Genomic DNA, 25,600 nt, shown 5'->3' on the forward strand with positions numbered 1-25,600 from the left:
ATCAGCCCTCGCCGCCGCGCCGGGACCACAAGCCGCGGCCGGGATCGTAGCCGATGACCGCCGCGAGGAAGAAGGCGATGAGGCAGCCAAGGACCACAATCGCCGCGACAGGATCGAACCGCAGATAGAGCGCGAAGCGTATCAGCTCGACCGCCGAGCTGAACGGGTTCCAGGCGGCGATTGTTGCCAGCACCGGTCCCGCCTCGGCAAGCCGCCACAGCGGATAGAGCGCCGTCGAGGCAAAGAACACCGGAAAGATGACGAAATTCATGACACCGGCAAAGTTCTCCATCTGTGTCGAAACCGAGGAGACAAGCAGGCCGAACGCGCCAAGCATCAGGCCCGCCAGCACGAGCGCCGGAAATACCGCGACGTAGCCGAGAACGGGCGGCCGCACATCCCAGAAACGCGCGATCAACAGAAACAAATAGACCAGCGGCACGCCGACGATCACGCTGGCCAGCAGGCGCGCCGCAAGCAGGTACCAGCGCGGCAATGGTGCGGTCAGCAACAAGCGCATGCTGCCCATCTCGCGATCGTAGACCATGGCCAGCGAACTCGCCATGGCATGGAAGAGCAGCATCATGGCCGCTAGCCCGGGCACCACATACACGTCATAGAGAACATAGGTCTGGTAGGGTGGCGTGATCGACAGACCGAGAACGGAGCGGAAGCCAGCGGCAAAGATTGCCAGCCAGACCAGCGGCCGTACCATCGCCGAGAGCAGCCGGCCGCGTTGCCGCAACGTGCGCAGCATCTCCCTGCGCAGGATGCCGTTGAGCGCGCGCACCGCGTGAGACGTTTTCATTCGGACTCCGTCAGCGACGCGAAGGCCTCGCCCGTGCTCGCCACACCGAGATCGGCAGCCAGCCGATCGGCGCGGCCGGCCCACCGGATTGTGCCTCGATGCAGCACCACCACATCGTCATCCGCCGTTAGTTCCTCCAGAAAATGTGTTGCCCACAGGACGGCAATGCCGCGCTGGCGGCAAAGCTCCCGCACGTGCCGCTCGAGCGCGCGGCGGCCCGGCACGTCGAGCCCGGTGGTCGGCTCGTCCAGCAGCAAAAGGCGTGGGCTATGCATCAGAGCGCGTGCTATCTCGACACGGCGACGCTGCCCCCCGGAAAGCGCTCGGGCAGGATCGTCGATCCTGTCCAGCACGTCCAGCCGGCCGAGTTCGTGGATGGAGCGCTCCTTGCTCAAGGCCTGGCTAAGCCCATGCAAGGCCGCGTGGTAACGCAGGTTCTCGCCGGCCGTCAGATCGAGATCGAGGGTCGGCAACTGGAAGACGACGCCCATCTGCGCCAACGCGGCGGACGGGTTGACATCCATCGCCTGGTCGAAGACATGCACCGAGCCGGAGCGGGCGTGATAAAGACCGGTGATCAGCGAGAACAACGTCGTCTTGCCGGCGCCGTTGCGGCCTAGCAAGATGCACATCCTGCCTTGGGCCACAGAGAAAGAGACGCCGTCGAGAACCCGCCGGTTCCCGAAACTATGACCCAGATTCTCGACCGACAAGGCGTTCATGGCCCGATCACGACGCCCCACGGCCCCCGCCCCACCGGCAGCGATTTCACCACCTCCTGGTTTTCCAGATCGATAAACGAGATATCGCCGGAATTCCCGTTTGCGGTGACCAGGCGCTTCTGGTCGCCGGAGAGCGCAACGTGCCAGGGTCGTTGACCAACAAGGTAGAGCCGACGGACCGCCAGCGTTTTCACATCGACTTCCGCAATCCTGTTGGCGGGGCCGAGCGCCACATAGACGGTCGTGCCATCGCGGGACGTCCCCATGCCGACCGCCTGCACGCCCTCGCGTCGTATACCCGGCACCTCGAACTCGACTTTGCCGGTCTGCGCGCGCGTTGCCGTGTCGAAGACGGTGACAGTGCCCCGGATCTCCGAGGACACCCAGAATTGCTTCCCGTCCGGCGAGAATAAAGCCGCGCGCGGCCGGGTATCGACCAGCAGATTGTCGACGAGTTCAAGCGTGCCTGCGTCGATCAGATGCACCATGCTGGTGGTCTCCGAAGTGCAGGCGACATAGCGGCCGTCGGCGCTGGCCGCCATTCCTTCCGGTTCGACGCCGACATCCACGGTACCGATGACCTTGGCCGCGGCGATGTCCACCACCGACACCAGATTGTCATTCTCGTTGGCGACGAACAGCCGCTTGCCATCGGGATGGACTGCGAAGAATTCCGGATCGGCTCCCGAAGGCAATTCGCCGACGACCCGCCGCTTCGCGACGTCGACCACGTCGATGCGGTTGTCGTCGCCTTCCGCGACGAACAGCATCTTGTTGTCGATCGACAGTGCCAGCCCGCGCGGACGGCGGCCGACATCGATCGTCGCCAGCAAAGTCATTGTCACGCCGTCGACGACCGCGACGGTATTGTCCTGCTCATTGGAAACGTAGATGGTCTCGGCGGCGGCGGGAGCAGCAAGAGCGAACGCCGCCAACAACAGCGTCATCAGAACTTGCATGTGCTCTCCTCCAGGTCGATGCCCAGCGTGTCGAGCGGCGTGCGCTGATGCAGGAAGCCCGGTTGCGGTGAGCTGGAAATCAAGAGGCGAGGCCCGGCGATCAAAATGGGCTGGCGCATCTGTCCGTCCCAGGGACGGAAACTAAGCCCCTGCCCCTTGAAGCCAGCGAGAAGAAACGCGTCGCCGCGTATATATCTGCCGATTGCCGCGGGATCGAGACTGTGCAGGCGCGTCGCCGCTTCGCCGATACTGCGCACAGCGAGCCAGGCCGCGTAGTCGCTGGGCAACATCCAGCGCCTTGCCTGCCTGTGGAAACGGTCCTGCAGTTGCGTGGCGCCCCATTCCTCGCTGACAGCGCTCCAGCCTGTGGTGACCAGCCCTTGCGTGCCGGCGACGATTCTCGGCAGCGCAGTGCGGCCCTCCAGATAGGCGCCGAATTCATCCGCCTCGTCGGCGACCACGAGCACATCATAGTCGCTGACCTGCGTGACCGCGGGTATTTCGGTCTGCAGCGTGACATGCCCTGTATCGGCACGTCCGTTGGCGGGCCTGAATGTCCACGGCTGGTCGATCGTGATCTCGGCTCCGAAGCGAGCCGCCGCCCGTCGAAAGGCCGCAGCCATCGCCTGATCCTGCGGATGCGGCCCCACAAGCAGGAACCAACGCTGCCAGCGCTTCCAGGCGAGATATTGCGCCAGCCCGTCGGCGAGCATGGCGCGGCTCGGGATCGTGTGCAGGACGTTCCCACGGCAGTCCTGTTGGCGAAGCACGTCGTCCGGCGCCCGGCTGTTGAGCAACGTCATCTGCTCGGCACCGGGCGCGGCACTGGCCTGTAGAAGCTGACTGGCGTCGAGATCGGCGACGACAAAGGCGATGCCGGCATCGGCGAATTGTCTTACCGCGTCGTCCGGCGTTTCGGTTGGTTTCAATACCCTTTCCTCCAGCCGAAATTTCTGCCCGAAAAACCGGCCGGTGCTTTCGTCGTCGGCAATGCCGAGCCGAGCGCCTTGCAGGCCGTCATCGGTGACGGTTTCATCAAGGGGTCCAAGGGGCAGAGCCGGTTTGCGCTCCTGGCCGATATACCCGATCACCATCGTCTGTTGCTCGGTGGCGCCAGGGCCGGTGATCAGCAAAAGAAAGAGAAGGCCCATCAACAGTCTCATTGTGTCGCCCCCAGCCCAAAGCGCGACGATCCCGCTTCATCGCCACCAGAGATTGCGACATCGCGCACGATGCGCGCAGGCGATCCCTCCAGAACAATAACCCGATCCCCCAGCGACGAGGCATATGCGAGATCATGCGTAACCAGCAGCGTGGTAGTCCGCCGACTGGCGAAACAATCCTGCAGCAGGCGGCGCATGGCTTGCGCGGTCGCCTCGTCGAGTGAAGCGAATGGCTCGTCGAGGAGCAGGAGCGCAGGCTCCACGGCGAGCGCCCGGGCAAGCGCTACGCGCCGCGCCATGCCGCCCGAGAGTCGCTGCGGATAGCTCTTCTCATTGCCTTTCAGGCCGACAGCGGCAAGCCACCGGGCCGCATCGGGCGCGCGATCCGGGATGGCCATCTCTACATTGCGCAAGGCGGTGAGCCAGGGCAGCAGCCTCGGTGTCTGGAACAGCATGCCTATCGGAAGCGGTCGTCCGCTCACGCTGCCGCGAAATTCGCGGTCGACGCCCGAAACGATCGACAGCAGCGTCGACTTGCCGACACCGGAAGGGCCGGTCAGGACGCAGACCTGTCCGTCGGCTATATCAAGCGACAGCGCGCGAAAGATCGTCCGGCGCTGGCCGTCGTCACCGGGGAAAGTCTTGTCCTCGATCCTGATCCTCAGCATCAGCGTCGCCAGGCGAACAAACGACGTTCCAACGGCACAAGCAGTCCATACTCTATGGCAAGCATCACAACGCCGAAGCTGATCGCATAGGCAAGGATGTGGGTGACGTCGAAGTTCTGAAAATAGACCTGTAGCTGGAACCCGACGCCGTTGGAGCGGCCGAGCAGTTCGGCGAGCAACACGATCTTCCACGTCAATGCCAGCCCGCTGCGCAGGGTGACGAGAAAGAACGGCGCCAATTGCGGCAGCACGACATGCTGCAGCTTTGCAGCACGCCCGAAGCGATAGAGCTCAGCCATTTCGGCAAAGTCCTTGTCCAGCCGGCTGGCGCCTTCACGAATAGTCACCACGACATTGGGGATCTTGTTGAGCGCGACCGCAAGGACAAGCGCGGTCTCGGCAAGACCAAGCCAGATATAAATTAGAATGACCGTGATCAGCGCCGGCATGTTGAGGAGTAAGACGATCCAAGGCCTCATCCATATGTCGGCTCTGTGCGAGCGGCCTGCCGCGTAGCCAAGGGCCGCGCCGATGAGTATTGCCGACCCGAGGCTTGCCACGACGCGCGCAAGCGAGATGCCCAAATGGTATGGCAGCTCGCCCCGAACCGCTTCGTGCAGGAGAACCGAAACAACCTGGACCGGACCAGGAAACAGCCGATCGGCGGCGATCGATGATGCAATCTGCCAGACGAGCACCATGGTCAGCAATGCCGCAGCCGATTGCCAACGCTGCATTGTGATGGGGAACGCTGGGACATCGGTCATTGGCGCGAGCTCAAGCCGGTATGGCCCGGAAGACACCAGGATCGAGGCTCGTCGCCTTGCCGACCAGATCCTCGCCGCCCAATTTGGCCAGGATTGCAAACAACCGGGCCGCGCCATCACGTTCGTCTTTGCCGAAACGACGAGGGATTCCGGCTCGATAGGCGGCGCGTAACGCCGCCTGTAGGTGAGGATCGTCCGTGCCCAATTGAGGCGCGAGCACCCGCCACTCGTCGTCCGAAGACTCGAGCAGCGACTTCGCTGCCGCGGTCGCGCTCGTGAATCGCGCGAGGGCTATCGGGTTGGCCCGCGCCCAGCTTTCATGGAAGACGTAGCCGAGCATCGGCAAGTCCACGGATACGCCAAGCCCCTGCAGGATTTGCGCGACACTGAGCAGAGGCCTTGCCCCCTCTGACTCGAGACGAGCGGCGAAATTCCAGAACGTCAGCAGTGCATCCAGTCGCCCCGCCAGAAATTCCTGCTCCAACAAAGGCGGCGCGCCGAACACTGGCTCCACCTCTTCAGCAAGATCGCGCTTCACCTGACGGAGGCCGAGCGCGCGCAACAGGATCCAGCTTTTGTCCAGCGGACCACCTGCGATCCCCAGCCTTTTGCCCTTGAGGTCCGCAAGAGTTCGAATGGACGAGCCTTGCGGCAGTTCCAGCGCGCCGACGGCACGAGAATAGGGATAGAACACCAGATCAGCGCCTTCGCTGCGCTGGCGCATGACCCACACCCAGTCCGAAACGATGACGTCGACGCTGCCCGCCAGCAATGCGGTCTTACCGACTTCGGTCCCGGCAAGCCGCTGAGCCTCGATTGATACGCCGTGCACAGCGTCCAACGCATGTCGCCGCATGACGTCAACTTCCCAGGCGGCGGTGCCAAATCCCAGCACGCCAAATCGCACGAGCGGCGATGGCTGTGGCGCGGCTTCAGCGGAAGCACCCAATAGCCAGCAACAAATACCCGCAAGAGCGGCCCGCCGCGAGATGTGACCCTGATCATGCCGGGTCAGCCATTCGCCTGGAAGGGTAGCAGTCAGCACGGGCGCACCGGGTGTGAAGGAACTTTCCTAACGCGGTGGCGGCAGGAATGTTCCTCGATGGTGCATGGAACTAACGGGAAAGCACCTAAGGTCCGTTTTTCGGCTCGTACGGCAGTCCGGGGGCTTGTTCAGGCGAACAGAAGAAGGTGTCAGGGGCTACGGTCCGCTCTTGGCATCATCGACCTCCAACGCGTCCATTACAGGTGCCGGATCGCTCTTTTCGGAGCTCGGGCTCTGCACCCCGGACCCGGCGTTCTCGATCGCTTGCACGATAGCATCTTCGATGTTTCCGAGTTCGTCCTCCCTTACTTCACGCCCATAACCAGCCACCTCGGCATCCTGCTCGAATTGCTGAGCGAGCACCGCGACGCTGACTTCCTCTCGACCAGGAAGTGTGCCGACATTCTCCTGTAGCCAGTTTTGAAAAAACTCTCTGGTCGCGCTCATCTCAGACCACCCTTTCGCCAAACTAAGCGCGACGGTGAGCCGAAGTTCCATGATGCGTTCACTTTCCCAGTGGTGCTGTACTCACAGCGTTGGGAGCCACGAGGTTTTTGCAGGCTTGATGAGGCAGTGGCCTTTCTCTTCACGACTCGATTGGAGTTCACTCTTATTGTGCAGTGTGCATCCTGATTGCGTCCATTTCGACCCTGTGGAACAAGCTCGTTGAGTTGAAGTTAGGCCCGATGCCAAGCTTTTCGGGCGAACCAAGCTTTTCGGGCGCACTAGTTTTTGACGTTGCCATCGTCGGCGGCGGCCCCGCGGGGCTCGCTGCAGCCATGTATTTAGCCAGGTTTCTGCGTTCGGTGATCTCGCTCGACGCGGGGCATGCGCGTGCCAAGCTCATCCCAAAATCCCGCAACTGTCCCGGCTTCCCCGACGGCATCAGCGGGGAAGAACTGCTCGGCCGCCTACGAGCCCAGGCACAGCTATACGGCGCGAGCCTTGTCCATGGTTGCGTAGGCCACGCCGAAAAACGCGAGGGGTTTTTTGTTCTGACGACCACCTGCGGGATTGTCCAAGCAAGGCGCGTGATTCTGGCAACGGGCATTGTGGACAAGGCACCTCCCATTGAAAGACTGGAGGAGGCGATCGCAACCGGCATTGTCAGACTGTGCCCGGTTTGCGATGCATATGAGGCCCGGGGTAGCCGCATCGGCGTTGTTGGTCCGGAGCATCTCGCCGTCAGGGAGGCTCTGTTCCTGAAGGGATATGGCAGTCAGGTCGCCTTGCTCGCCAATAACCAGGATGATGTTTCCGAAGCTGCCCGCGGCGCCGCCTTGGCAGGCGGAGTTGAAATCTGGGACGCTGTCGATGACCTGATCCCTCGACGAACCGGGTTCGATGTCGTCATGGCCGAGGGCGCCCCGATGCGCAACATCGATGTGGTGTACCCTTCGATGGGCAGCGACGTACGCTCCGAACTCGCGGTTGCTCTGGGGGCTAACTGTGACGCAGAAGGCTATGTCCTGGTCAACCGACACCTTGAGACTTCAACGCCAGGACTCTATGCCATTGGCGACGTGGCCGAGGGGCTCAATCAAATTGCTGTTGCGTTCGGAGACGCCGCCAAGGCTGCAACTCACATTCATAACGACCTCCGCGATTGCGCCGAGCCGGCGACGAACTTCCGGCGAAGTTGACCTGCAGATGCGAACGCACCGTACCGGCTCACCTTTGGCTGCGTTGATGCCCGGAACCTGTTCCACCCGGCGTGAGACTACCGGCTTCGGCTTTGCTAGAGTTCTCCCAGGCGCAGCCGCTGGGTTGATGGACGGGCACGCGCTGGCGAACGGCTGGAGGAAGGAATGAAAATTCTCGTCACCGGCGCGTCAGGTCTGATTGGAGCCGCGCTTTGCGCGCGCCTGGCCGGCGAGAGTCATGAAGTGGTCCGCGTGCTTCACCACGCAGACACTGGCGTCCACCCGGAGATCCAAACCGTTTCCCTGGATATGGCGCGGGCCTTGCGACCTCAGGACTGGACCCCCTATCTCGCCGGTGTGGACGCCGTCGTAAACTGTGCCGGCGTCCTGCAGGATAGTGCCCGGGAAAACACCCGGCATGTCCATTCTACCGGCGCCTCGGCTCTCTTCACCGCGTGTGAGCACGCAGGTGTGAATAAGGTGATCCACTTTTCTGCCATCGGGGTCGATCGCCAGCAGCCGTCCGCCTTTTCCGCCAGCAAGCTCGCCGGCGATGAGGCACTGATGGCACGTAGCCTTGACTGGGTCATCCTGCGCCCCTCCGTAGTACTGGGAAGGCCGGCCTTCGGCGCAAGTGCACTTTTTCGCGGCCTCGCGGCGTTGCCGCTCTTGCCGTTGATGCCCGACACGGGCCGTCTCCAAGTCGTCCAACTCGATGACGTGATCTCCACCGTCCTGTTCTTCCTCAAACCCGGCAGCCCATCGCACCTCACGCTGGACCTGGCTGGGCCCGAGGCACTTTCGATGAGCGAGGTCGTGGGTCGCTATCGCCGCTGGTTCGGATGGAGCAGTGCTCGGGAGTTCATCTTGCCCAATTGGGCCGCAGCTATCTTGTACAGGTTCGGGGATGCCGCGGCTCAGCTGGGCTGGCGCCCGCCGATGCGCAGCAATGCAGCAAAAGAGATTGCCCGAGGCGCTGTCGGCGATCCCCAACCCTGGATGACGGCGACCGGCATTCAACCATCAAGTCTTACATCTGCACTGCGTTTAAATCCTGCGACGGTGCAGGAGCGATGGTTCGCCGGTCTTTACTTCGTCAAGCCGGCGCTCTTTGTCATCTTGCCGCTCTTCTGGATCATGACGGGCATCATTTCCCTCACTGCCGGCTGGCGCAGCGGAGTTGATTTGCTGATTGGCACTGCTGCCGGCCCCTTGGCCGAACCGGCGGTAGTCGCCGGCGCGCTGGCTGACATCGCCGTCGGGGCGCTTATCGCCTGGCGCCCAACCAGCCGGCTTGGTCTTTTCGGCGCAATCGCGGTATCGCTTTTCTATGCGATCGCTGGGAGCATTCTGCGGCCGGATCTTTGGCTCGAGCCACTCGGGCCGTTGATCAAAATCCTCCCGATCCTCGTTCTGCATTTTGCAGCGCTGGCCATTCTGGAGGAACGCTGATGACGTACTTCGTGCTTAAATACCTGCACGTGATCGGCGCTGCTGTGCTGCTCGGAACTGGTGCCGGCATTGCTTTTTTCATGCTTTTGGCACACCGGACCGGGAATGCCGCGACGATCGCAGCCGTCGCCCGCATTGTCGTGCTGGCTGATTTCCTGTTCACGGCTACGGCCGTTATCGCACAACCTCTGACCGGACTGGGCCTCGCTAGGGTTGCGGGGTATTCGCTGTCCGAAGGATGGATCGTTCTCTCGATCCTGCTCTACATCTTGACGGGCCTGTTCTGGCTGCCTGTCGTGTGGATGCAGATCGAGATGCGAAATCTAGCCACACAGGCCGCACTCTCCAACCAACCTCCTCCCGAGCGCTACCATCAGCTGTTCAGACGCTGGTTTGTCTTCGGCTTCCCAGCTTTCGGCGCCGTGCTCGCCATTTTCTGGCTGATGATTGCGCGCCCGGCAATCGAGTGGTCATCGTTGTAGCTGCGATCGGCAAGCACTGGGCCGTGAATTCATCCGTCGCGCCTAGCTGGCTCGTGCCGGCGCGATGCACTGCGGTCGGGAACCACGGTCACTGCCGCGAGTTCTTTCGCATGGCCAATCATCCCGTCACCGGCGTGCTTACCTCAATCGGCACATTAACCTCCCGCCCCGCGGCATTCCTGATCCTGTTGGTCTACGCAATCCTTTGGATGATCTTCGAGCGACAGACCCTGGACTGGCATGGAGCGGCTACCTTGTTTACGTGGGCCATGACGCTGTTCATCCAGCGTGCCGAGCACCGCGACACTCAGGCCATTCACGCCAAACTGGATGAGATCCTGCGATCAGACCACAATGCCTCGAACATCACGCGGATCGACGATGAAGAGCCCGAGGAAATCGAAAAACACCGCCACCGCAAGCAGCAGGACGACTGATGAGCAGCGTTTTGGTTTCACGGCAGGACGAGTAGCGGGTTTCCAGCTTTTGACGCCTATCCAGCCCCGCCGCCTCCTGCGCTCAGGCCCAGGCCTTCGATCCTTGCTGCGGCTGTGGTTCAGCTACCGAAGGATCGGAGCCCTCTATTGTTCCACTGCATCCAGAAAAATTTGCCCGAGAACCAGGTCAGGCAAATCGGCCGGCTCGAAGTGCGTCATTCGCCTTTCTGGTTGCGCTCGACGAACTTGTTGAAACGGCTGGTTTGTCCGTCACCAGTCTTGGACTGGTAAAGAAAGGCCAGATCGTTCTCGTCGAATATGCGGAAGAACTCGTCCCATTCGACCGGCTCGAATGCTTCCTCGGGTTTGCCGAAGTCGATCCGCAGGATGCCGCCCGCGCCTTTGGTGCGAACCACTGCCGGCCGTCCATCCCGCTCCTCGGCCCATTTGCGGATTTCGTCGTGATTGGTGGTCGTTTGCGACTGGGACATTGAAATCTCCTTTGATCATCGGCGTTGCCAACATCGGGCATCGTCGGGGCTGCCGGCGTCCTAACAGCACAAGGGCGGCAATGTTCCGGCACGGCGCGGCGAGCGCGATGTGGCTGCTTCCGAACGAAGCCGGCCAAAGGAACTTTGTTGAAGCCAAGGGAACAAACCTTTTGCCGAAAAGTTCGGGTCGCCAAGATTACCTGTCTGAGGAGTGGTCGTGAAACGGATATTGGTTACAGGGGGCTGCGGCTTCATTGGCCGGCATGTCGCCCAGGAACTCATCGAGCAGGATTATTCGGTTCGCATTTTGGATGTGCTGCTGGAGCAGGTGCACGCAGGCGAAACAGTCGCCCTTCCCGCCGGGGCCGAGCTGATCAAGGGCGACATTCGGGACCGGGAGGCGGTCGCCAAGGCGCTGGAAGGCGTTGACGCGGTCATTCATCTAGCCGCGGAAGTCGGCGTCGGACAGTCGATGTACGAGATCGCGCGCTATGTCGGCACCAACGATCTCGGCACCGCGACGCTGCTCGAGGCGCTGATCAAACACCCGGTCGAGCGCATTGTCGTCGCCTCATCGATGAGTGTCTATGGCGAGGGCCTCTATGCTACATCGGACGGCCGGCGCATCGACAATGCCCGGCGCAAGGCGAGCGACATCAAAAACGGACAGTGGAATCCGCTGTCGCCGGAAGGCGAACCCCTCTCCCCCCTGCCGACGGACGAGGAAAAGCCGGTCGATCTCGCCTCTATCTATGCACTGACGAAATACGCCCAGGAACGCGCCGTGCTGATCTTCGGCGAAGCCTATGGCATCGATGCGGTCGCGCTGCGCCTTTTCAACGTATTCGGCGCCGGCCAGGCGTTATCGAACCCCTATACCGGCGTGTTGGCCAATTTTGCTTCGCGTCTCGCCAACGGCCAACGTCCAATGATCTTCGAGGATGGCGAACAGAAACGCGATTTCGTCCATGTGGATGACGTCGCCCGCGCCTTTCGTCTTGCGCTGCAGCAACGCCAGGCAAGGGGTCACGTCATCAACATCGGCAGCGGCCGAGCCTATGCTATCAGCGACGTCGCGCGGGTACTTGCCGAGGCCATGGGAACGCCGGACCGCTCGCCAGAGTTGCTCGGCAAGGCGCGCTCCGGGGATATCCGCAACTGCTTCGCCGATATTTCCAAGGCCCGTGAGCTGCTCGGTTTCGAGCCGAGGCAACAACTGGAGAATTCGCTCGCCGATTTCGTTTCCTGGGTGCGCAACTCGTCCGCCATCGACCGCGGCGCCGACATGAAACGCGAGCTTGAAGAACGTGGGCTGGTGTCATGAATACGCGCAATCGACGCGACGCGCCCGTCGCCATTGTCGGCGGCAGCGGCTTCATAGGATCGAACCTGGCCGACAGCCTGTTGTCGGATGGCGAGCCGGTGCTGGTGATCGACAATCTCAGCCGCCCCGGCGTCGAACAGAACCTTGAATGGCTGGCGCAGAAACACGGAAGCCGCCTCATGGTCGAAACGATTGACGTGCGCGACGCCAACGCGCTTGCGCCCGTTCTGAAGAGTTCCAAGGCGATCTTCCACCTGGCCGCGCAAACCGCCGTCACAACGAGCCTGGTCCAACCGGACGAGGATTTCGACATCAACCTTCGAGGAACGTTCAATGTCCTCGAGGCGGCGCGGCTGAGCAGTGAGTTTGTTCCGGTGGTCTTCGCCAGCACCAACAAGGTCTATGGCAGCCTGCCCGACGTCGCGGTGCGCGAGGACGGCGATCGTTACCTGCCTTGCGATGGCATCATCCAAGCGAATGGCATCGACGAGACCCACGGCCTGGATTTCTGCACGCCCTATGGCTGCTCCAAAGGCGCGGCGGACCAATATGTGCTCGACTATGCCAAATCCTACGGCATGCCGACGGCGGTGCTGCGGATGAGCTGCATTTACGGGCCGCGCCAGTTCGGAACCGAGGATCAAGGCTGGGTCGCGCACTTCCTGCTGAGTGCGCTGACGGGACGTCCAATCACCATTTACGGCGACGGCAGACAAGTGCGCGACATACTGCATGTCTCCGATGCGGTCGCCGCCTACAGGGCCACGCTCGATCGTATCGAGACGACCAAAGGACAGGCATTCAATCTTGGCGGCGGCCCCGATAATGCGATCAGCCTGCGCATGCTGTTGAGCGAGATCCGTAGCTTGACCGGCCGTGAGCTTTCGATCCGCCATGATGGCGAACGCACCGGCGATCAGCCCTTCTTCGTCGCCGACACCCGCAAGATCAAAGCGATGCTTGGCTGGAAAGCTCGTGTTTCATGGCGCGAAGGCATTCGCGATCTCGCAGACTGGCTGCAACAACACCGGCTCCAGCCTCGCCCCGAAGTCGTGAGGTACGTCGCATGAAAATCGCCCTGGTAAACCCGTTCTGGACCTATGACGACAGCATCTATTTCGGCTGCCGCCAACCACATCTCCCGCTGGAACTCGGCTATTCGAAATCCCTCCTCGAAACAGCCGGCCATGAGGTGTTGATGCTGGATGGGCAATTGCAGAAGCTCGACAACTCGGACCTCTCCGAGCGTGTGGCTGATTTCGCGCCTGCAATGACGGTCGTCAGTACCGCCCCGACTTATCTGTTCTGGCGCTGCGCACCACCCGAGTTGCGCGTGCCGGCCGATTTCCTCAACCGTCTCGCCGGGCGCGGTGGACGCACAGTCGCGGTCGGGCCGCATGGCTCGGCTACGCCCGCGCCAACCTTGCGCAAGCTTGGCGTCGACATTGTTGTGCGCGGCGAATGCGAGGAAATCGTCGCGGAACTTGCCCGGCGCGACGACTGGAGCGCGGTGCCCTCGACCGCTTACCTGCGCGACGCCAAGGTGGTTTTGACCGCCGGCGTCCACGCCAGTTCGTTTGTCGATCATCCGCCACTCCAATGGCCATCAGACTGGATCACAGCCCATTCGCACCACCATCACAGGTTCGATGACAAGCAGGTTGGGTTCGGCGCGGAGGTCGAAGCATCGCGCGGCTGCCCCTACAATTGCAGCTTCTGCGCCAAGATCGATTTCCGCGATGCCTATCGCCGCCGAAACCACGAGGCGGTCATAGCGGAAATCGATGGGCTGATTGCCCAGGGCGTCGGCTACATTTATTTCATCGATGAAATCTTCCTGCCGCAGAAAGCGCTGCTGGAAGCGTTGATCGATCGCGACGTGAAGTTCGGTGTGCAGACCCGCATCGACCTTTGGAAACCCGATCTGCTGGAACTGCTCGGTGCGGCCGGCTGCGTCTCCATCGAGGCCGGCCTCGAAAGCCTGACCGTGGAAGGTCGTGCGATGCTGGCGAAACGCTGCCGGCTGGGTACCGAGGAACTTGCCGCGCTGCTCGTCAATGCCAGGCGTCACGTTCCGTTCGTACAGGCCAATCTGATCGGCGTCGTCGAGGATGACCCTGCCCTTGTGGACTACTGGCGAACGCACCTGATCGACAACGGCGTGTGGGCCAATGAACCCGTACCGCTTTATCCATATCCGAGTTCGCCAAGCTATCGCGAGCTTTGGGGCGAACCCGACGACCTCGCCTGGGAGCGCGCCCATGATCACTATCTCGCATCATTCCAGAAGTTCAGCGACATCCAGGAAAGGCGCCCGCGTCCGCTGGCGGAACTGGAGGCGACATGTTGCGGACACTGACGCCGCGCTCGCGGCGCATCCTGATGACGGTCGACGCCGTGGGCGGCGTGTGGCGCTATGCGCTCGACCTGGCCAGGGAACTTGTCAATGGCGGCGATAGCGTGGTGCTTGCCGGTCTCGGTCCGCCACCGTCCAGGCAGCAGGCCGACGAGGCGGAGGCTTTCGCGAAGCTGATCTGGCTCAACACGCCGCCGGATTGGATGACCCGGAACGGCGGTGATCTCGACGCGCTGCCTCGGGAGTTGCATGCGCCCATGCGCGACCACGCCATCGACCTTGTCCATTTCAACGCGCCTTCGCAGGCGGCGGGATTCGACGCGCCATGCCCGGTCGTGGTGGTCTCCCATTCCTGCGTGACGACTTGGTTCCATGCGGTCAGAGGACAGGCGGCGGATGGGGCATGGGCCTGGCAGAAGGAGCGCAACAGACGCGGCATGGATCGGGCCGACGCGGTCATCGCGCCGAGCCGCAGCCATGCCGACATGCTAGAGACCTGCTACGGCCCGATCGCGCGCTTGAGTGTGGTCACAAATGGTGCCCGTCCTCTGCCGAAGGCCGAAAAGCATCAACCGCTCGTCTTCGCCGCTGCCCGCTGGTGGGACGAGGGCAAAAATGCGGCGGTGGTCGATCAGGCGGCGTCCCTGACGCGATGGCCTCTGTTTGCCGCCGGTTCGACGAACGGCCCAAACGGCGAGCATGTCAGCTTCAGCCATGCTGTTCCTCTGGGAGCAGTGCCGTCCGATGAGGTGCGTTCGTTGATGGCTCGCGCGGGTATTTTCGTGTCGCCATCGCTCTACGAGCCATTCGGCCTGGCCGCGCTGGAAGCCGCCATGTCGGCTACGCCCCTGGTGCTTTCCGATATCGCCACCTATCGCGAACTATGGGACGGGGCCGCGATGTTCTTTGACGCGCGCGATCCGCACGATCTCGCTGCCTGCCTCAATCGTCTCTCCAGCGATGCCGAGCTCCGGCGAGAGCTTGGCCAGGCAGCCATCCGACGCAGCCGCAGGTTTAGGCTGACAAAGCAGACAGCGGCTATGCGCGGCGTCTACGACAAAGCGGCCTTAGCGATGGCGGAGCGCTGATCATGCGCTTTGTGTTCTACACCCACTCGGTCGTTTCCGACTGGAACCATGGCAATGCCCATTTCCTGCGCGGCGTCATGCGAGAGCTGGTCCAGCGCCGGCATCAGGCGATTGCGCTGGAGCCGGCGAATGGCTGGAGCCGGTCGAATCTGCTGGCTGAGAAGGGGTCGTTCGCCATCGAACGCTTCCGCAAGGATTTTCCCGAACTGATGCCGGTGACCTACGATGCCGGATTTGATCACGAAGCCTGGATTGCCGAGGCCGACGTTGTGATCGTTCATGAGTGGACGGATCCGGAGCTTGTCGCACGTATTGGCCGTGCCCGGGCCGCCGGCGGCAACTTCATCCTTCTTTTTCACGACACCCACCACCGGGCCGTGTCTGCGACCGAGGCACTCTCGGCGCTCCGGCTGGAGCACTATGACGGCGTTCTCGCCTTTGGCGAAACCTTGCGCGAGAGCTATCTGCGCGCCGGCTGGGGCAAGCGCGTCTTCACTTGGCATGAAGCGGCGGACGATCGCCTGTTCAAGCCGCACCCGGAGATCCACCCCACCTCCGATCTGGTCTGGATCGGCAACTGGGGCGATGATGAGCGGACCGCCGAACTCAAGGAGTTTCTGATCGAGCCGGTGCACGATCTCGGCCTTGATGCCGCTGTTCACGGCGTACGCTACCCCAAGACCGCACTTGCGGATCTGGCCACCGCCGGACTGCGCTATGAGGGGTGGATCGCCAATGCCGACGTGCCAAAGGCCTTCGCCGCGCATCGTGTCACCGTTCACATCCCACGGCGCCCCTATCGCCAGAGGTTGCCCGGTATCCCGACGATCCGCATGTTCGAGGCACTCGCCTGCGGCATTCCGCTGATTTCAGCGCCATGGTCCGATGTCGAGCAGCTTTTCAGGCCCGGTGTCGACTTCCTGTTTGCCGAGAATGGCTCGCAAATGCGGCAACAGCTTCGGACGGTGTTGTCCGACGAGGACTTTGCGGCCTCCCTGGTGACCTCGGGTCTCGAGACCATCCGCTCGCGGCACACCTGCCGCCACCGCGTCGACGAGTTGCTCGGCGTGCTCACGCAATGCGCGAACCGACACACCGCCGTCCCGACAGCCGCAAAGGAAGCCGTCGCATGAAGATCGCATTCTATGGATCGAGCCTTTTGTCGTCCTACTGGAACGGTGCCGCGACGTACTATCGCGGTTTGCTCAAGGCACTTTCGCAATTGGGTTACGAGATCACGTTCTACGAACCCGATGTCTACGACCGGCAGAAGAACCGCGACATCGAAGCTCCCGACTGGTGCACTGTCGTCGTTTATGAGGCGACCCAGCATGCGCTGATGCAGGTCGCGGCACGTGCCGCCGGCGCCGACATCGTCGTCAAGGCGAGTGGCGTCGGTTTCGAAGACGAGGCGCTGCTTCGCGCCGTTCTCGACCACGCCCGCAGCGACGCGCTTGTCGTATTCTGGGACGTGGATGCGCCAGCCACGCTTGCCCAGTTGCGCGACGAGCCGGACCACCCGCTCCATCGTGCACTGCAGGAGATCGACCTCGTGCTAACCTATGGTGGCGGCGATCCCGTTGTCTGGGCCTATCGTGCCATGGGCGCCAAGGAGTGCGTGCCCATCTACAATGCGCTCGATCCCGAAACGCACCATCCGGTGGCCAGCAAAGCGCGTTTTGCCTGCGACCTGGCGTTCCTCGGAAACCGGCTGCCGGACCGTGAAGCGCGTGTCGAATCGTTTTTCCTCGATCCCGCCAGCCGGCTGCCGAAACAGCGTTTCCTGCTCGGAGGCTCGGGTTGGGGCGACAAGCCGCTCCCCACCAATGTAGGCTGGCTCGGCCATGTCGGCACCCGCGATCACAACGCCTTCAATGTCACCCCAAAAGCCGTGTTGAACATCAGCCGCGACAGCATGGCCGCCAACGGTTTTTCACCGGCCACGCGAGTGTTCGAGGCGGCCGGGGCGGGCGCCTGTCTCATCACGGATGCATGGCTGGGCGTGGAACTGTTCCTGAAACCAGGCGAGGAGATCCTGGTCGCGCGTGACGGCGGCGATGTCGCCGAAATAATGCGCTCGCTGACCCCCGGGCGGGCCAAGGCAATCGGCCAAGCCGCACTTCACCGCGTGCTGGCGGACCATACCTACGCGCTTCGGGCGGATGTGGCGGATGCCGTCTTCAAACGTCATTTCGAGCACGGGGCCGTGGAGGCAGCGGAATGACCAAGAAACTGGACATCGTCTTTCTCGGCCTGTCGCTGTCCTCATCCTGGGGAAACGGCCACGCCACAACTTTCCGGGGTCTTTTGAAAGGCTTGCACGGACTCGGTCACCGGGTGACTTTTCTGGAGCGCAACGTGCCGTGGTACGCCAATCACCGCGATCTGCGCGATCCGGAGTTCTGCGCCTTGCGCTACTACGAAACCACTGCGGAGCTGCAACGCGACTACGCACAGTGCCTGGAGCAGGCCGACATCATCGTCATCGGATCCTTTGTTCCAGAAGGACGCCAGGTCATCGACATCGTCGCCTCGCTTTGCAAGGGGCAGCTCTGCTTTTACGACATCGACACCCCGGTGACCCTGGCCAAGCTTTCAGCCGACGATTGCGATTATCTGAGTTCGCGGCAAATTCCGTATTTCGATGTCTATTTCTCCTTCACTGGCGGACCAACGCTCAACCATCTGGCGCAAGACTTCGGCGCGCGCCATGCCGAACCTCTCTATTGTTCGGTCGATCCGGAACGGCATCACCCGACAGGAGATCCGATCCGCTGGGATCTCGGCTATCTCGGCACCTACAGCATGGACCGGCAGACAACGCTGAACGCTCTGCTGCTCGAGCCCGCACGGCATATGCCGAACCTCCGTTTCGTCGTGGCCGGCTCCCAATATCCATCCGACATCATCTGGCCGGACAATGTCGAACGCGTCGAACATTTGCCGCCAGCCGATCACGCCGCGTTCTATAGCCGTCAGCGCTACACGCTGAATGTCACACGCAGTTCCATGATCACCGCAGGATGGTCGCCCAGCGTGCGCCTGTTCGAAGCGGCGGCTTGCGGCACGCCCATCGTCAGCGACCGCTGGCCAGGGCTCGACAGCTTCTTTCCTGCATCGGCGATCCACACGGCCGCGGAGACGGACGAAGTCATCGATATCCTCGTTGGCGAGTCCGAGCGCGCACGCCTGGCCATGGCCGGCCGGGCTCGCAAACTCGTCCTCGCTTCCCACACCGGTGCGGCCAGGGCTCGCGAATTCGTGGCGGCGCTGACCCAACCAAGGGCGACGGCCCTCGATCTCGACATTGGAAGTGCAGCATGAACGGCAGACAGGAGAAAACAGCGATGCGACAGACAAGAAAGGCGCACAGGGCAAAGACGGTGCTTGTTGCCGGCGGCGCGGGTTTCCTCGGTTCGCATCTTTGCGAAGTATTGCTCCGCAACGGCTGGCGCGTGATCTGCGTCGACAATTTTCTGACCGGGCGCATGGAAAACATCATCTCGATCATGGACCGGCCGGGTTTCCGGTTGATCGAGCAGGACATCTGCCGGCCATTGGATCTCGGCGAGCCCGTGGATCACATCTTCAACCTGGCCTGCGCCGCCTCACCGCCGCGTTATCAGGCCGACCCGATACACACCACGCGTACCTGCGTGATCGGAACCCTCAACCTGCTCGAACTCGCTGTCCGCAATGACGCGCGACTGCTGCAGGCCTCGACGAGCGAAGTGTATGGCGATCCGGAACAACACCCGCAAAGGGAGGATTACGTAGGTCATGTGAACTGCACCGGCCCACGCGCCTGCTACGACGAGGGAAAGCGCACCGCCGAAACGCTTTGCTTCGACTATCTAAGGGCCGGCAAGGCCGACGTCCGCGTCGCGCGCATCTTCAACACCTACGGTCCGAGAATGGATCCGGCCGACGGTCGCATCGTCTCGAATTTGATCATGCAGGCGCTCGAGAAGCGTCCGCTGACGATATTCGGCGACGGCCAGCAAACGCGATCCTTCTGCTATGTCTCCGACTTGATTGATGGATTGATGCGCCTGATGAACATCGACCCCAATCCGGGCAAGCCGGTCAATCTGGGCAATCCCGGAGAATTCACCATCGTGCGACTGGCGGCATTGGTGAAGGCGATGACCGGCACCAAGTCGGATCTGAAATTTCTGCCCCTGCCGCAAGACGATCCTCGGCGCAGGCAGCCTGATATTTCGCGTGCGAAAACGCTGCTCGGCTGGTCGCCGAGAGTGCCGCTCAACGAAGGGCTCAAGCTGACGATCGATTATTTCGCGGCGCTCGAAGGCACCGGCATCGGCGATCAGATGACAGGCCTTGCCAAAAGGAGACCCGCAGGCGGGCTGCAGAACCTTCCTGCATGACGTGGGCCGCGGCCGGACCTGCCCGGAGATCGTGCGGAACATCCATCCAACCTTGTAGTTTGGCGGGAGGGACCCGATACGGAGGATCATCCTCATGCAACCCAAGCGACCCGCGAAGGATGTCGACAAGATTGCCGAACGCGAGGCGGCTGCCTATCTGCGGCGCTCCTCGATCACCTATCTCGAGTGCTGCGTCAGCCTGATGATGACGCATCTGCAGCGCGAGGAAGTGGCCGCTATTCTCGAGCAGGAAGCAGACATGCTACGAAGGCTGGATTGATCGAAACGCTACACCTGAGAGTCGTCCAGGAACCGTATCAGCCCCGCCCTGTATCGGTCTCCGGTCGCGGCCAGCCTTGCTTTTTCCTGGCCATTTTCGGATTGCGCAGCCGTGCTCCAGAGCCCGATTTGGAACGCCAAATAGCAGGGTTCGAAAAAATCGATGTGGCCATTGTCAATATCGAGCCCCATCCCCTCGACCAATGTCGTCACATCGCTGTCGGATAGTCCATATTCGACACGGGCGCCGGCAATGTCCCACTCTATCGGCTGGCAGCCAATCAAATCGTGTGCCCGGCAATGGTCGACGGCATCTGTCTTGAGCACCGTGCCGTCGGCACAAACGAGAAACTCCCACGCGTGAAGCTTTCCGTCGATTTCCACCCGCTGCAGAACATACGCAGGGGTTTTTTTCGAGAGCCAACGGCGCAACGTCGCCGCTCGGTTCTCGCCCAGGGCTTCAGATGTATTGGAAACAGCCATTTCCGCGAGTGCGAGCAATGATGCACCCGGTTCGCAGGTTCGGAGATTGAGCGCCCGCCAGGTTAGATAGCGCGCCAACTCCGCGACCAGCCTTCCTCTTGGCAGCGGCGCCTGGTCCATCGTGGTGCCGTCAATCCACCGTTCGACCAGAAAGCCGTGGCAAAGCCCGACCACTTGCGATCCGAACCCGGCTTTCCCCAACATTTCCGCGGCTCGTCTCTTACGCCGTCCGGTTTCGCCGAGGCCGGCGAATTTGACGAGCCAGCGACCACACCCCGCGGACGCCAGGAATTTACGCCGCTCGATGCCGCGCGGGCTCGGCGGCCAATGCTTTTCGTCGACGTAGTGGACGCTCCTCCATTCGCCACCAGACAGTTCGGTCAGGCGTAATTCGGGGCTGCCGACCGCCTCGGCCACCCATTCGCTAAGCGTGGGAATGTTCGAGCTTTCGGGGAAGGTGCATTCGAGCGCCGTCGCCACATGTTTCGGACAGCGCGACCATGTCTCCCTGGCCTCCCGTGACGCTTCGATGCCCGGGTTGCCAGGATGGCTGGGAAACAGGTGAATGCGGTCCATACCAATACCCAGTTCCCGCAGCCACGCGACGACGGCGTGCATCGAACTGCCGGACAGACCGGGACCTTCGTCTACAACGGCGAAGCGTGCCGATGGATTGTTCTTCCAGGAAGCGATCGAGCGCGGATCGGCATTGATGTGCCTGCGGAAAGGATGGCCGACCGGACGAACGCTGAACGGCGCCGGCGCGCCAATCGCGGCAGCCACTATGGCGGCAAGCCCCAGGCCGATGCTGCGGATGCCGATCACGCATGTGTTCGCATCGAGACCTGACTCCTGCGCCGCTCCCAAATAGCTTTCGGGATAAAGCGCGTAATGCGCGTAACCCTCGGCAGAACCGGTCAGAACCTCAGCCTCGCAATCCAACCCGTCCAGCAGTTGGAGAAGTCCCGGCTCGATGCCACCGCCCACGGCGAAACCGCTTCGCCACGACTTCGCCACCTCTGCCGCAAGACCAACCAGCAATCTGGCGCCTTGCTGTTGCCGCGGCGAAAAGATGTCGATGCCGCTGTTCTCGAAATCGACATCGGCAAGCGCGCGAACCAGTTCCGATACGCTGATGAATAGGCCGACCAACGCGGCATGGCGTCGGACGCCATGAGCCATGCGGTCCAGACTTTGAGCAATCTCGCTGGCAGCTTCGCGAAGCCGTTCTGCGCTCTGCCTCCGCTTCTGGTCGCCGTAAACGATCATCGATCGGTTTTCCAATGCTTTGCCTTTGCGGCAACGCAGCGAGCGCTGCTTCGATCCATGCTGTCTTGCGCAATTTTTCGGCAGGCCAAGGAACATTCCGGCACGCTGGTGGTTCGGCGGCAGGAACTTACCTTTGAACAGCATAGGGCGGCAGTTTCGTGGGATCGAAAAAGGTTCGTGTCGGTATCGTCGGGGTCGGCAATTGCGCATCCTCCCTGGTGCAGGGCCTCTCCTATTATCGTCACGCAAAAAGCAACGAACCAATCCCAGGGCTGATGCATGCCGACCTCGGCGGTTACCATGTCGACGACATCGAGATTGTCTGCGCATTCGACGTCGCCAGGAGCAAGGTTGGCCTCGACGTCGCTGAAGCAATCTACGCCGCCCCGAACAACACGTTCCGCTTTGCCGATGCGGCGGCAAACGGCGTTCGCGTCGAGCGCGGACCGACACTTGACGGCATCGGAAAATACTTGCGCGACGAAATCGAGGAGGCGCCGGAGCCGGTTGCCGACGTCAGCGAAATCCTGCGCAACAGCGGCGCCGACGTACTGGTCTCTTACCTGCCGGTGGGCTCCGAGGAGGCGACGCGCTTCTACGCCGAATGCGCGCTTGAGGCCGGCTGCGCCTTCGTCAACTGCATACCCGTTTTCATCGCCTCACGTCCGGAATGGCGCCGGCGCTTCGAGCAGCGAGGGCTGCCGCTGGTCGGCGATGATATCAAGAGCCAGGTCGGGGCGACCATCGTTCACCGCCTGCTGGCCAATCTCTTCCGCGAGCGCGGCGTGCGCATCGATCGCACTTATCAGCTGAATTTCGGCGGCAACACCGACTTCCTCAACATGCTGGAACGCGAGCGGCTGGAATCAAAGAAAATTTCCAAGACCCAGTCCGTGGCCAGCCAGTTCGATGTTCCCCTGGAGCCGGGCAATATTCATGTCGGACCCAGTGACCACGTACCGTGGCTGACTGATCGCAAATGGGCCTACATCCGGGTGGAAGGGACGACCTTCGGCGGCGTGCCGCTCAACGCCGAGCTCAAGCTGGAAGTCTGGGATTCTCCAAATTCAGCCGGCGTGGTGATCGATGCGATACGCTGCGCCAAGCTTGCGCTCGATCGCGGCATAGCGGGAGCACTGACCGGCCCCTGCAGCTATTTCATGAAGTCGCCTCCCGAACAGTTCACCGACGCCGAAGCGCGGCAGCGCACGCTCGCCTTCATCGCCGGCAAGGACGAGCCTTTGCTGGATGCCGCGGAATGACGACAACGTTCTTTTTGATCCGTCATGCAGCGCACGACAATGTCGGCTCCTATCTTGCAGGACGGATGGACGGCGTTTGCCTTGGCGAGGCTGGGAAGGCGCAGGCCGCGCATCTTGGTGGCCGCATGGCCCGGGAGCCGATTGAAGCCATCTTGTGCAGCCCGCGTGAGCGTACGCAAGAGACGGCCGTGCCGATCGCGCTTGCCTGCGGCGTCGGTGAAATCGCGATCTGCGCCGAACTCGACGAGATCGATTTCGGCGATTGGTCGGGAAAGACCTTCGACGAGTTGAACGGCGACGCCGGCTGGCGGGCGTGGAACGACCAGCGGCAGGAGGCCAGGACACCGAGCGGCGAGACCATGCTGGATGTCCAGGAGCGGATCGTCGCACTGATGAACGCAGTGCGCGAGCGGCATCCGAACCAGTGTGTCGCCCTGGTCAGCCACGCCGACGTCATCAAGGCCGCCGTCTGCAAGGTGCTTGGCTTGCCGGTCGGCGACTGCTTCCGCTTCGACATCGATCCAGCCTCGATCACGACGATCGTGTCGGGTGACTGGGGCTCCAAGCTCCTGCGAATGAACGAAGCTGCCTGACGAGGACTTTCCGGATGCAGATGGTCATTTTCGGTCTCACCGTTACATCATCATGGGGCAACGGCCATGCCACGCTCTGGCGCGGACTGATCCGCGCCCTGGGTCGGCTGGGATGGTCCATCACCTTCTTCGAACGCGATACCCCCTACTATGCCGGGACGCGTGATCTCGATCGGCTCGATGGCGGCAACGTCGTCATTTATCCGGACTGGGAAGACATCCGTCGCGTTGCGGAGCGGGCAATGAAGCAAGCGGATGTCGTCGTCGTTACCTCCTACTGTGCCGACGCCGTGGAGGCCTCGCGGCTGGCGCAGCAGACAGGTCGCGGATTGCGTGTCTTCTACGATCTCGACACTCCGGTCACGCTTGCCCGCATCGAGCAAGGCGAGCGTCCGCCCTATTTCGGACCTGAGGGTCTTGCCGATTTCGACCTCGTTTTGAGTTACACCGGCGGCTCTGCGATCGAGGCGCTTAAGTCGGTTTTAGGCGCGCGTCACGTGGTGCCTCTCTATGGGCATGTCGATCCCGACCAACACCGGCCGGCAGAGAAGCGGGCCGAATTCGCCGGTGATCTGTCCTATCTCGGAACTTACGCGGCGGATCGCCAGGCCGGCGTCGAAAAGCTGCTGGTCCGCCCGGCCGCGCGCCTGCCCGACCACCGTTTCATCATTGGCGGCGCGCAATATCCGCAGGAATTCCCATGGAGCGACAACATCTTCTTTGTCAGGCATCTTCCGCCAGCCGACCATCCGGCTTTCTTCTCATCATCTCGCCTGACACTGAACGTCACCCGGGAGGCGATGGCGCAAAAGGGCTGGTGCCCGTCGGGACGGCTCTTCGAAGCGGCCGCGTGTGGGGCTGCCATCGTCACCGATGCATGGCCGGGCCTGGCCGAATTTTTCGAACCCGGCCGCGAAATCTTGTTGGCGCATGACACCGATGATGTGGTCGCCGCATTGCGATTGCCGGAGCGCGAGCTCGACGGCATTCGAAGGCGTGCCCGCGACCGGGTCTTGGGCGAACACACTTCCGCACGGCGCGCGGCGGAACTGGATCGCATCCTGAACGAGGCCTTTCAAAGATCTCCCGGCGAACCGATGAGGGAAGCGGTCTGATGTTGGGCATCGTACCCGCTGCCGGGCGCGGCAGCCGCATTCAGCCGCTCGGCTTCTCGAAAGAGCTGCTGCCGGTCGGTAGCCGGATCGATGGACAGACCGAGCGTCCATGCGCCGTGAGCGAGTATCTGGTACGGCGCATGGTGCAGGCCGGCGTCGACAAGATTTGCTTCATCATCGGATCGGGCAAATCCGACATCCTTGAATACTACGCCGCCGGCTACGGTGACGCGGCGGCTCTCTTCGTGGTGCAGCCGAACCCCGTCGGTCTGTGCGATGCGATCTTCCGGGCGGCGCCCCTCGTCGCGCCCGACGAGGTCGTCCTGGTCGGCCTTCCCGATACGATCTGGTTTCCCGAGGACGGTTTCCGCCATTTGCCCGACGATCAGCTCTCATTTCTGCTTTTCCCGGTGGATCAGCCGGAATTCTTCGACGCCGTCGTCATCGACGTCCAAGAGCGCGTGATCGAAATCCAGGTCAAGCGACAGGATGCCGCCACGAACTGGGTTTGGGGTGCGTTCAAGATGCCTGGCCATATCCTGCATCAGCTTGCGGCACTCTGGCGTGAGCGCGAGCGCAGTGACGAATATATCGGCACTTTGGTCAACGCCTATATCGCGGCCGGCGGTACAGCTTTTGGTGTCAGGGCTGGGTCGGACTATGTCGATGTCGGCACTTTCAACGGCTATCGAACAGCTCTGCGGTTGCTTGAAAACGACGCCTCATCCGCGCAGCGCCGGCCCACCATGATCATGCCCGGCGCGCAGTCGCATGTACCCGTCGTTCCTGGCGAAGGAGCCTGAGCC

At 62.1% G+C, this 25,600-nt stretch carries 27 protein-coding genes; 17 read left to right on the plus strand and 10 right to left on the minus strand.

Going from position 1 to position 25,600, the window contains the following annotated elements; genetic code table 11:
• Nucleotide 1 precedes the first annotated feature (1 nt).
• The 8 genes from NLY37_RS14525 to NLY37_RS14560 form a co-directional block, all read right to left on the minus strand.
• Entirely contained in the window at nucleotides 2–808 is an 807-nt protein-coding gene (locus NLY37_RS14525) for a lanthanide ABC transporter permease protein PedC (protein ID WP_023681112.1), read from the minus strand.
• Nucleotides 805–1,530: a lanthanide ABC transporter ATP-binding protein PedB/LutE gene (locus tag NLY37_RS14530; RefSeq protein WP_023733211.1), complete on the minus strand. Its 726-nt coding sequence runs from the start codon at nucleotides 1,528–1,530 to the stop codon at nucleotides 805–807. Before NLY37_RS14530 ends, NLY37_RS14525 begins: the two co-directional genes overlap by 4 nt.
• Nucleotides 1,527–2,489 carry a PQQ-dependent catabolism-associated beta-propeller protein gene (locus NLY37_RS14535; protein ID WP_023741837.1) on the minus strand — a complete coding sequence of 321 codons (963 nt, stop codon included), beginning with the start codon at nucleotides 2,487–2,489 and terminating at the stop codon, nucleotides 1,527–1,529. Before NLY37_RS14535 ends, NLY37_RS14530 begins: the two co-directional genes overlap by 4 nt.
• Nucleotides 2,477–3,640, minus strand: a complete 1,164-nt coding sequence (locus tag NLY37_RS14540) for a lanthanide ABC transporter ABC transporter substrate-binding protein PedA1 (RefSeq protein ID WP_245270907.1) — start codon at nucleotides 3,638–3,640, stop codon at nucleotides 2,477–2,479. The genes NLY37_RS14535 and NLY37_RS14540 overlap by 13 nt, the downstream gene beginning before the upstream one ends.
• Before the next feature lie 8 nt (nucleotides 3,641–3,648).
• Nucleotides 3,649–4,320: an ABC transporter ATP-binding protein gene (locus NLY37_RS14545; protein WP_023829136.1), complete on the minus strand. Its 672-nt coding sequence runs from the start codon at nucleotides 4,318–4,320 to the stop codon at nucleotides 3,649–3,651.
• Entirely contained in the window at nucleotides 4,320–5,087 is a 768-nt protein-coding gene (locus tag NLY37_RS14550; RefSeq protein ID WP_023741839.1) for an ABC transporter permease, read from the minus strand. The genes NLY37_RS14545 and NLY37_RS14550 overlap by 1 nt, the downstream gene beginning before the upstream one ends.
• Nucleotides 5,088–5,097: 10 nt before the next feature.
• Nucleotides 5,098–6,132, minus strand: a complete 1,035-nt coding sequence (locus NLY37_RS14555) for an ABC transporter substrate-binding protein (protein ID WP_031193032.1) — start codon at nucleotides 6,130–6,132, stop codon at nucleotides 5,098–5,100.
• A 156-nt stretch (nucleotides 6,133–6,288) separates the two neighbouring features.
• Entirely contained in the window at nucleotides 6,289–6,630 is a 342-nt protein-coding gene (locus NLY37_RS14560) for a DUF768 domain-containing protein (RefSeq protein WP_023696361.1), read from the minus strand.
• A gap of 122 nt (nucleotides 6,631–6,752) precedes the next feature.
• Between NLY37_RS14560 and NLY37_RS14565 the strand changes: the two genes are divergently transcribed.
• The 4 genes from NLY37_RS14565 (at nucleotide 6,753) to NLY37_RS14580 (ending at nucleotide 10,146) form a co-directional block, all read left to right on the plus strand.
• Nucleotides 6,753–7,775, plus strand: coding sequence for an NAD(P)/FAD-dependent oxidoreductase (locus NLY37_RS14565; protein ID WP_023699997.1), 1,023 nt, complete (start codon nucleotides 6,753–6,755; stop codon nucleotides 7,773–7,775).
• 165 nt (nucleotides 7,776–7,940) lie between these two features.
• Nucleotides 7,941–9,227, plus strand: a complete 1,287-nt coding sequence (locus NLY37_RS14570; protein ID WP_023741840.1) for an SDR family oxidoreductase — start codon at nucleotides 7,941–7,943, stop codon at nucleotides 9,225–9,227.
• Complete coding sequence (locus NLY37_RS14575) at nucleotides 9,227–9,709, plus strand: DUF2269 family protein (protein WP_023741841.1); 483 nt, start codon at nucleotides 9,227–9,229, stop codon at nucleotides 9,707–9,709. Before NLY37_RS14570 ends, NLY37_RS14575 begins: the two co-directional genes overlap by 1 nt.
• Nucleotides 9,710–9,819: 110 nt before the next feature.
• Nucleotides 9,820–10,146 carry a low affinity iron permease family protein gene (locus NLY37_RS14580; RefSeq protein ID WP_023687797.1) on the plus strand — a complete coding sequence of 109 codons (327 nt, stop codon included), beginning with the start codon at nucleotides 9,820–9,822 and terminating at the stop codon, nucleotides 10,144–10,146.
• A gap of 215 nt (nucleotides 10,147–10,361) precedes the next feature.
• On the opposite strand, the gene NLY37_RS14585 is transcribed toward NLY37_RS14580, so the two are convergent.
• Nucleotides 10,362–10,637 carry a hypothetical protein gene (locus NLY37_RS14585; protein WP_023667991.1) on the minus strand — a complete coding sequence of 92 codons (276 nt, stop codon included), beginning with the start codon at nucleotides 10,635–10,637 and terminating at the stop codon, nucleotides 10,362–10,364.
• A 217-nt stretch (nucleotides 10,638–10,854) separates the two neighbouring features.
• Between NLY37_RS14585 and NLY37_RS14590 the strand changes: the two genes are divergently transcribed.
• The 9 genes from NLY37_RS14590 to NLY37_RS14630 all read left to right on the plus strand — a co-directional run bounded on the left by NLY37_RS14590 (nucleotide 10,855) and on the right by NLY37_RS14630 (nucleotide 20,073).
• Nucleotides 10,855–11,961: an NAD-dependent epimerase/dehydratase family protein gene (locus NLY37_RS14590; RefSeq protein ID WP_023681102.1), complete on the plus strand. Its 1,107-nt coding sequence runs from the start codon at nucleotides 10,855–10,857 to the stop codon at nucleotides 11,959–11,961.
• Nucleotides 11,958–13,031: a GDP-mannose 4,6-dehydratase gene (locus NLY37_RS14595; RefSeq protein WP_023691444.1), complete on the plus strand. Its 1,074-nt coding sequence runs from the start codon at nucleotides 11,958–11,960 to the stop codon at nucleotides 13,029–13,031. Before NLY37_RS14590 ends, NLY37_RS14595 begins: the two co-directional genes overlap by 4 nt.
• Nucleotides 13,028–14,320 (plus strand): TIGR04295 family B12-binding domain-containing radical SAM protein, encoded by a 1,293-nt coding sequence (locus tag NLY37_RS14600; RefSeq protein WP_023741842.1) that lies wholly within the window; start codon nucleotides 13,028–13,030, stop codon nucleotides 14,318–14,320. The genes NLY37_RS14595 and NLY37_RS14600 overlap by 4 nt, the downstream gene beginning before the upstream one ends.
• Nucleotides 14,305–15,405 carry a glycosyltransferase family 4 protein gene (locus NLY37_RS14605; RefSeq protein WP_023741843.1) on the plus strand — a complete coding sequence of 367 codons (1,101 nt, stop codon included), beginning with the start codon at nucleotides 14,305–14,307 and terminating at the stop codon, nucleotides 15,403–15,405. The genes NLY37_RS14600 and NLY37_RS14605 overlap by 16 nt, the downstream gene beginning before the upstream one ends.
• A 2-nt stretch (nucleotides 15,406–15,407) precedes the next feature.
• Nucleotides 15,408–16,538, plus strand: a complete 1,131-nt coding sequence (locus NLY37_RS14610; RefSeq protein ID WP_023741844.1) for a CgeB family protein — start codon at nucleotides 15,408–15,410, stop codon at nucleotides 16,536–16,538.
• Complete coding sequence (locus NLY37_RS14615) at nucleotides 16,535–17,629, plus strand: CgeB family protein (RefSeq protein ID WP_023741845.1); 1,095 nt, start codon at nucleotides 16,535–16,537, stop codon at nucleotides 17,627–17,629. The genes NLY37_RS14610 and NLY37_RS14615 overlap by 4 nt, the downstream gene beginning before the upstream one ends.
• Nucleotides 17,626–18,729, plus strand: a complete 1,104-nt coding sequence (locus NLY37_RS14620) for a CgeB family protein (protein ID WP_023741846.1) — start codon at nucleotides 17,626–17,628, stop codon at nucleotides 18,727–18,729. Before NLY37_RS14615 ends, NLY37_RS14620 begins: the two co-directional genes overlap by 4 nt.
• Nucleotides 18,730–18,752: 23 nt before the next feature.
• Nucleotides 18,753–19,793 carry a UDP-glucuronic acid decarboxylase family protein gene (locus tag NLY37_RS14625; RefSeq protein WP_023681096.1) on the plus strand — a complete coding sequence of 347 codons (1,041 nt, stop codon included), beginning with the start codon at nucleotides 18,753–18,755 and terminating at the stop codon, nucleotides 19,791–19,793.
• A 94-nt stretch (nucleotides 19,794–19,887) separates the two neighbouring features.
• The gene (locus tag NLY37_RS14630; protein ID WP_023667982.1) at nucleotides 19,888–20,073 is read left to right on the plus strand and encodes a hypothetical protein; all 186 of its coding nucleotides are present in this window, start codon (nucleotides 19,888–19,890) and stop codon (nucleotides 20,071–20,073) included.
• Nucleotides 20,074–20,081: 8 nt separating this feature from the next.
• Here the strand turns inward: NLY37_RS14630 and NLY37_RS14635 are convergent, their stop codons facing one another.
• Nucleotides 20,082–21,968 (minus strand): hypothetical protein, encoded by a 1,887-nt coding sequence (locus NLY37_RS14635; protein WP_245270909.1) that lies wholly within the window; start codon nucleotides 21,966–21,968, stop codon nucleotides 20,082–20,084.
• 14 nt (nucleotides 21,969–21,982) lie between these two features.
• Between NLY37_RS14635 and NLY37_RS14640 the strand changes: the two genes are divergently transcribed.
• Genes NLY37_RS14640 through NLY37_RS14655 form a run of 4 tightly spaced genes read left to right on the plus strand, consistent with a single transcriptional unit; the run spans nucleotide 21,983 to nucleotide 25,597 of the window.
• Nucleotides 21,983–23,086: an inositol-3-phosphate synthase gene (locus NLY37_RS14640; RefSeq protein WP_023681094.1), complete on the plus strand. Its 1,104-nt coding sequence runs from the start codon at nucleotides 21,983–21,985 to the stop codon at nucleotides 23,084–23,086.
• A complete protein-coding gene (locus NLY37_RS14645; RefSeq protein WP_023667978.1) occupies nucleotides 23,083–23,679 on the plus strand; it encodes a histidine phosphatase family protein in 597 nt (198 codons plus the stop codon). The genes NLY37_RS14640 and NLY37_RS14645 overlap by 4 nt, the downstream gene beginning before the upstream one ends.
• A 14-nt stretch (nucleotides 23,680–23,693) precedes the next feature.
• A complete protein-coding gene (locus NLY37_RS14650; RefSeq protein ID WP_023699986.1) occupies nucleotides 23,694–24,794 on the plus strand; it encodes a CgeB family protein in 1,101 nt (366 codons plus the stop codon).
• Nucleotides 24,794–25,597 (plus strand): sugar phosphate nucleotidyltransferase, encoded by an 804-nt coding sequence (locus tag NLY37_RS14655; protein WP_023739577.1) that lies wholly within the window; start codon nucleotides 24,794–24,796, stop codon nucleotides 25,595–25,597. The genes NLY37_RS14650 and NLY37_RS14655 overlap by 1 nt, the downstream gene beginning before the upstream one ends.
• Nucleotides 25,598–25,600: the final 3 nt, after the last annotated feature.

The sequence above is a fragment of the Mesorhizobium sp. C395A genome (assembly GCF_030323205.1).
Taxonomy (GTDB): Bacteria; Pseudomonadota; Alphaproteobacteria; order Rhizobiales; family Rhizobiaceae; genus Mesorhizobium.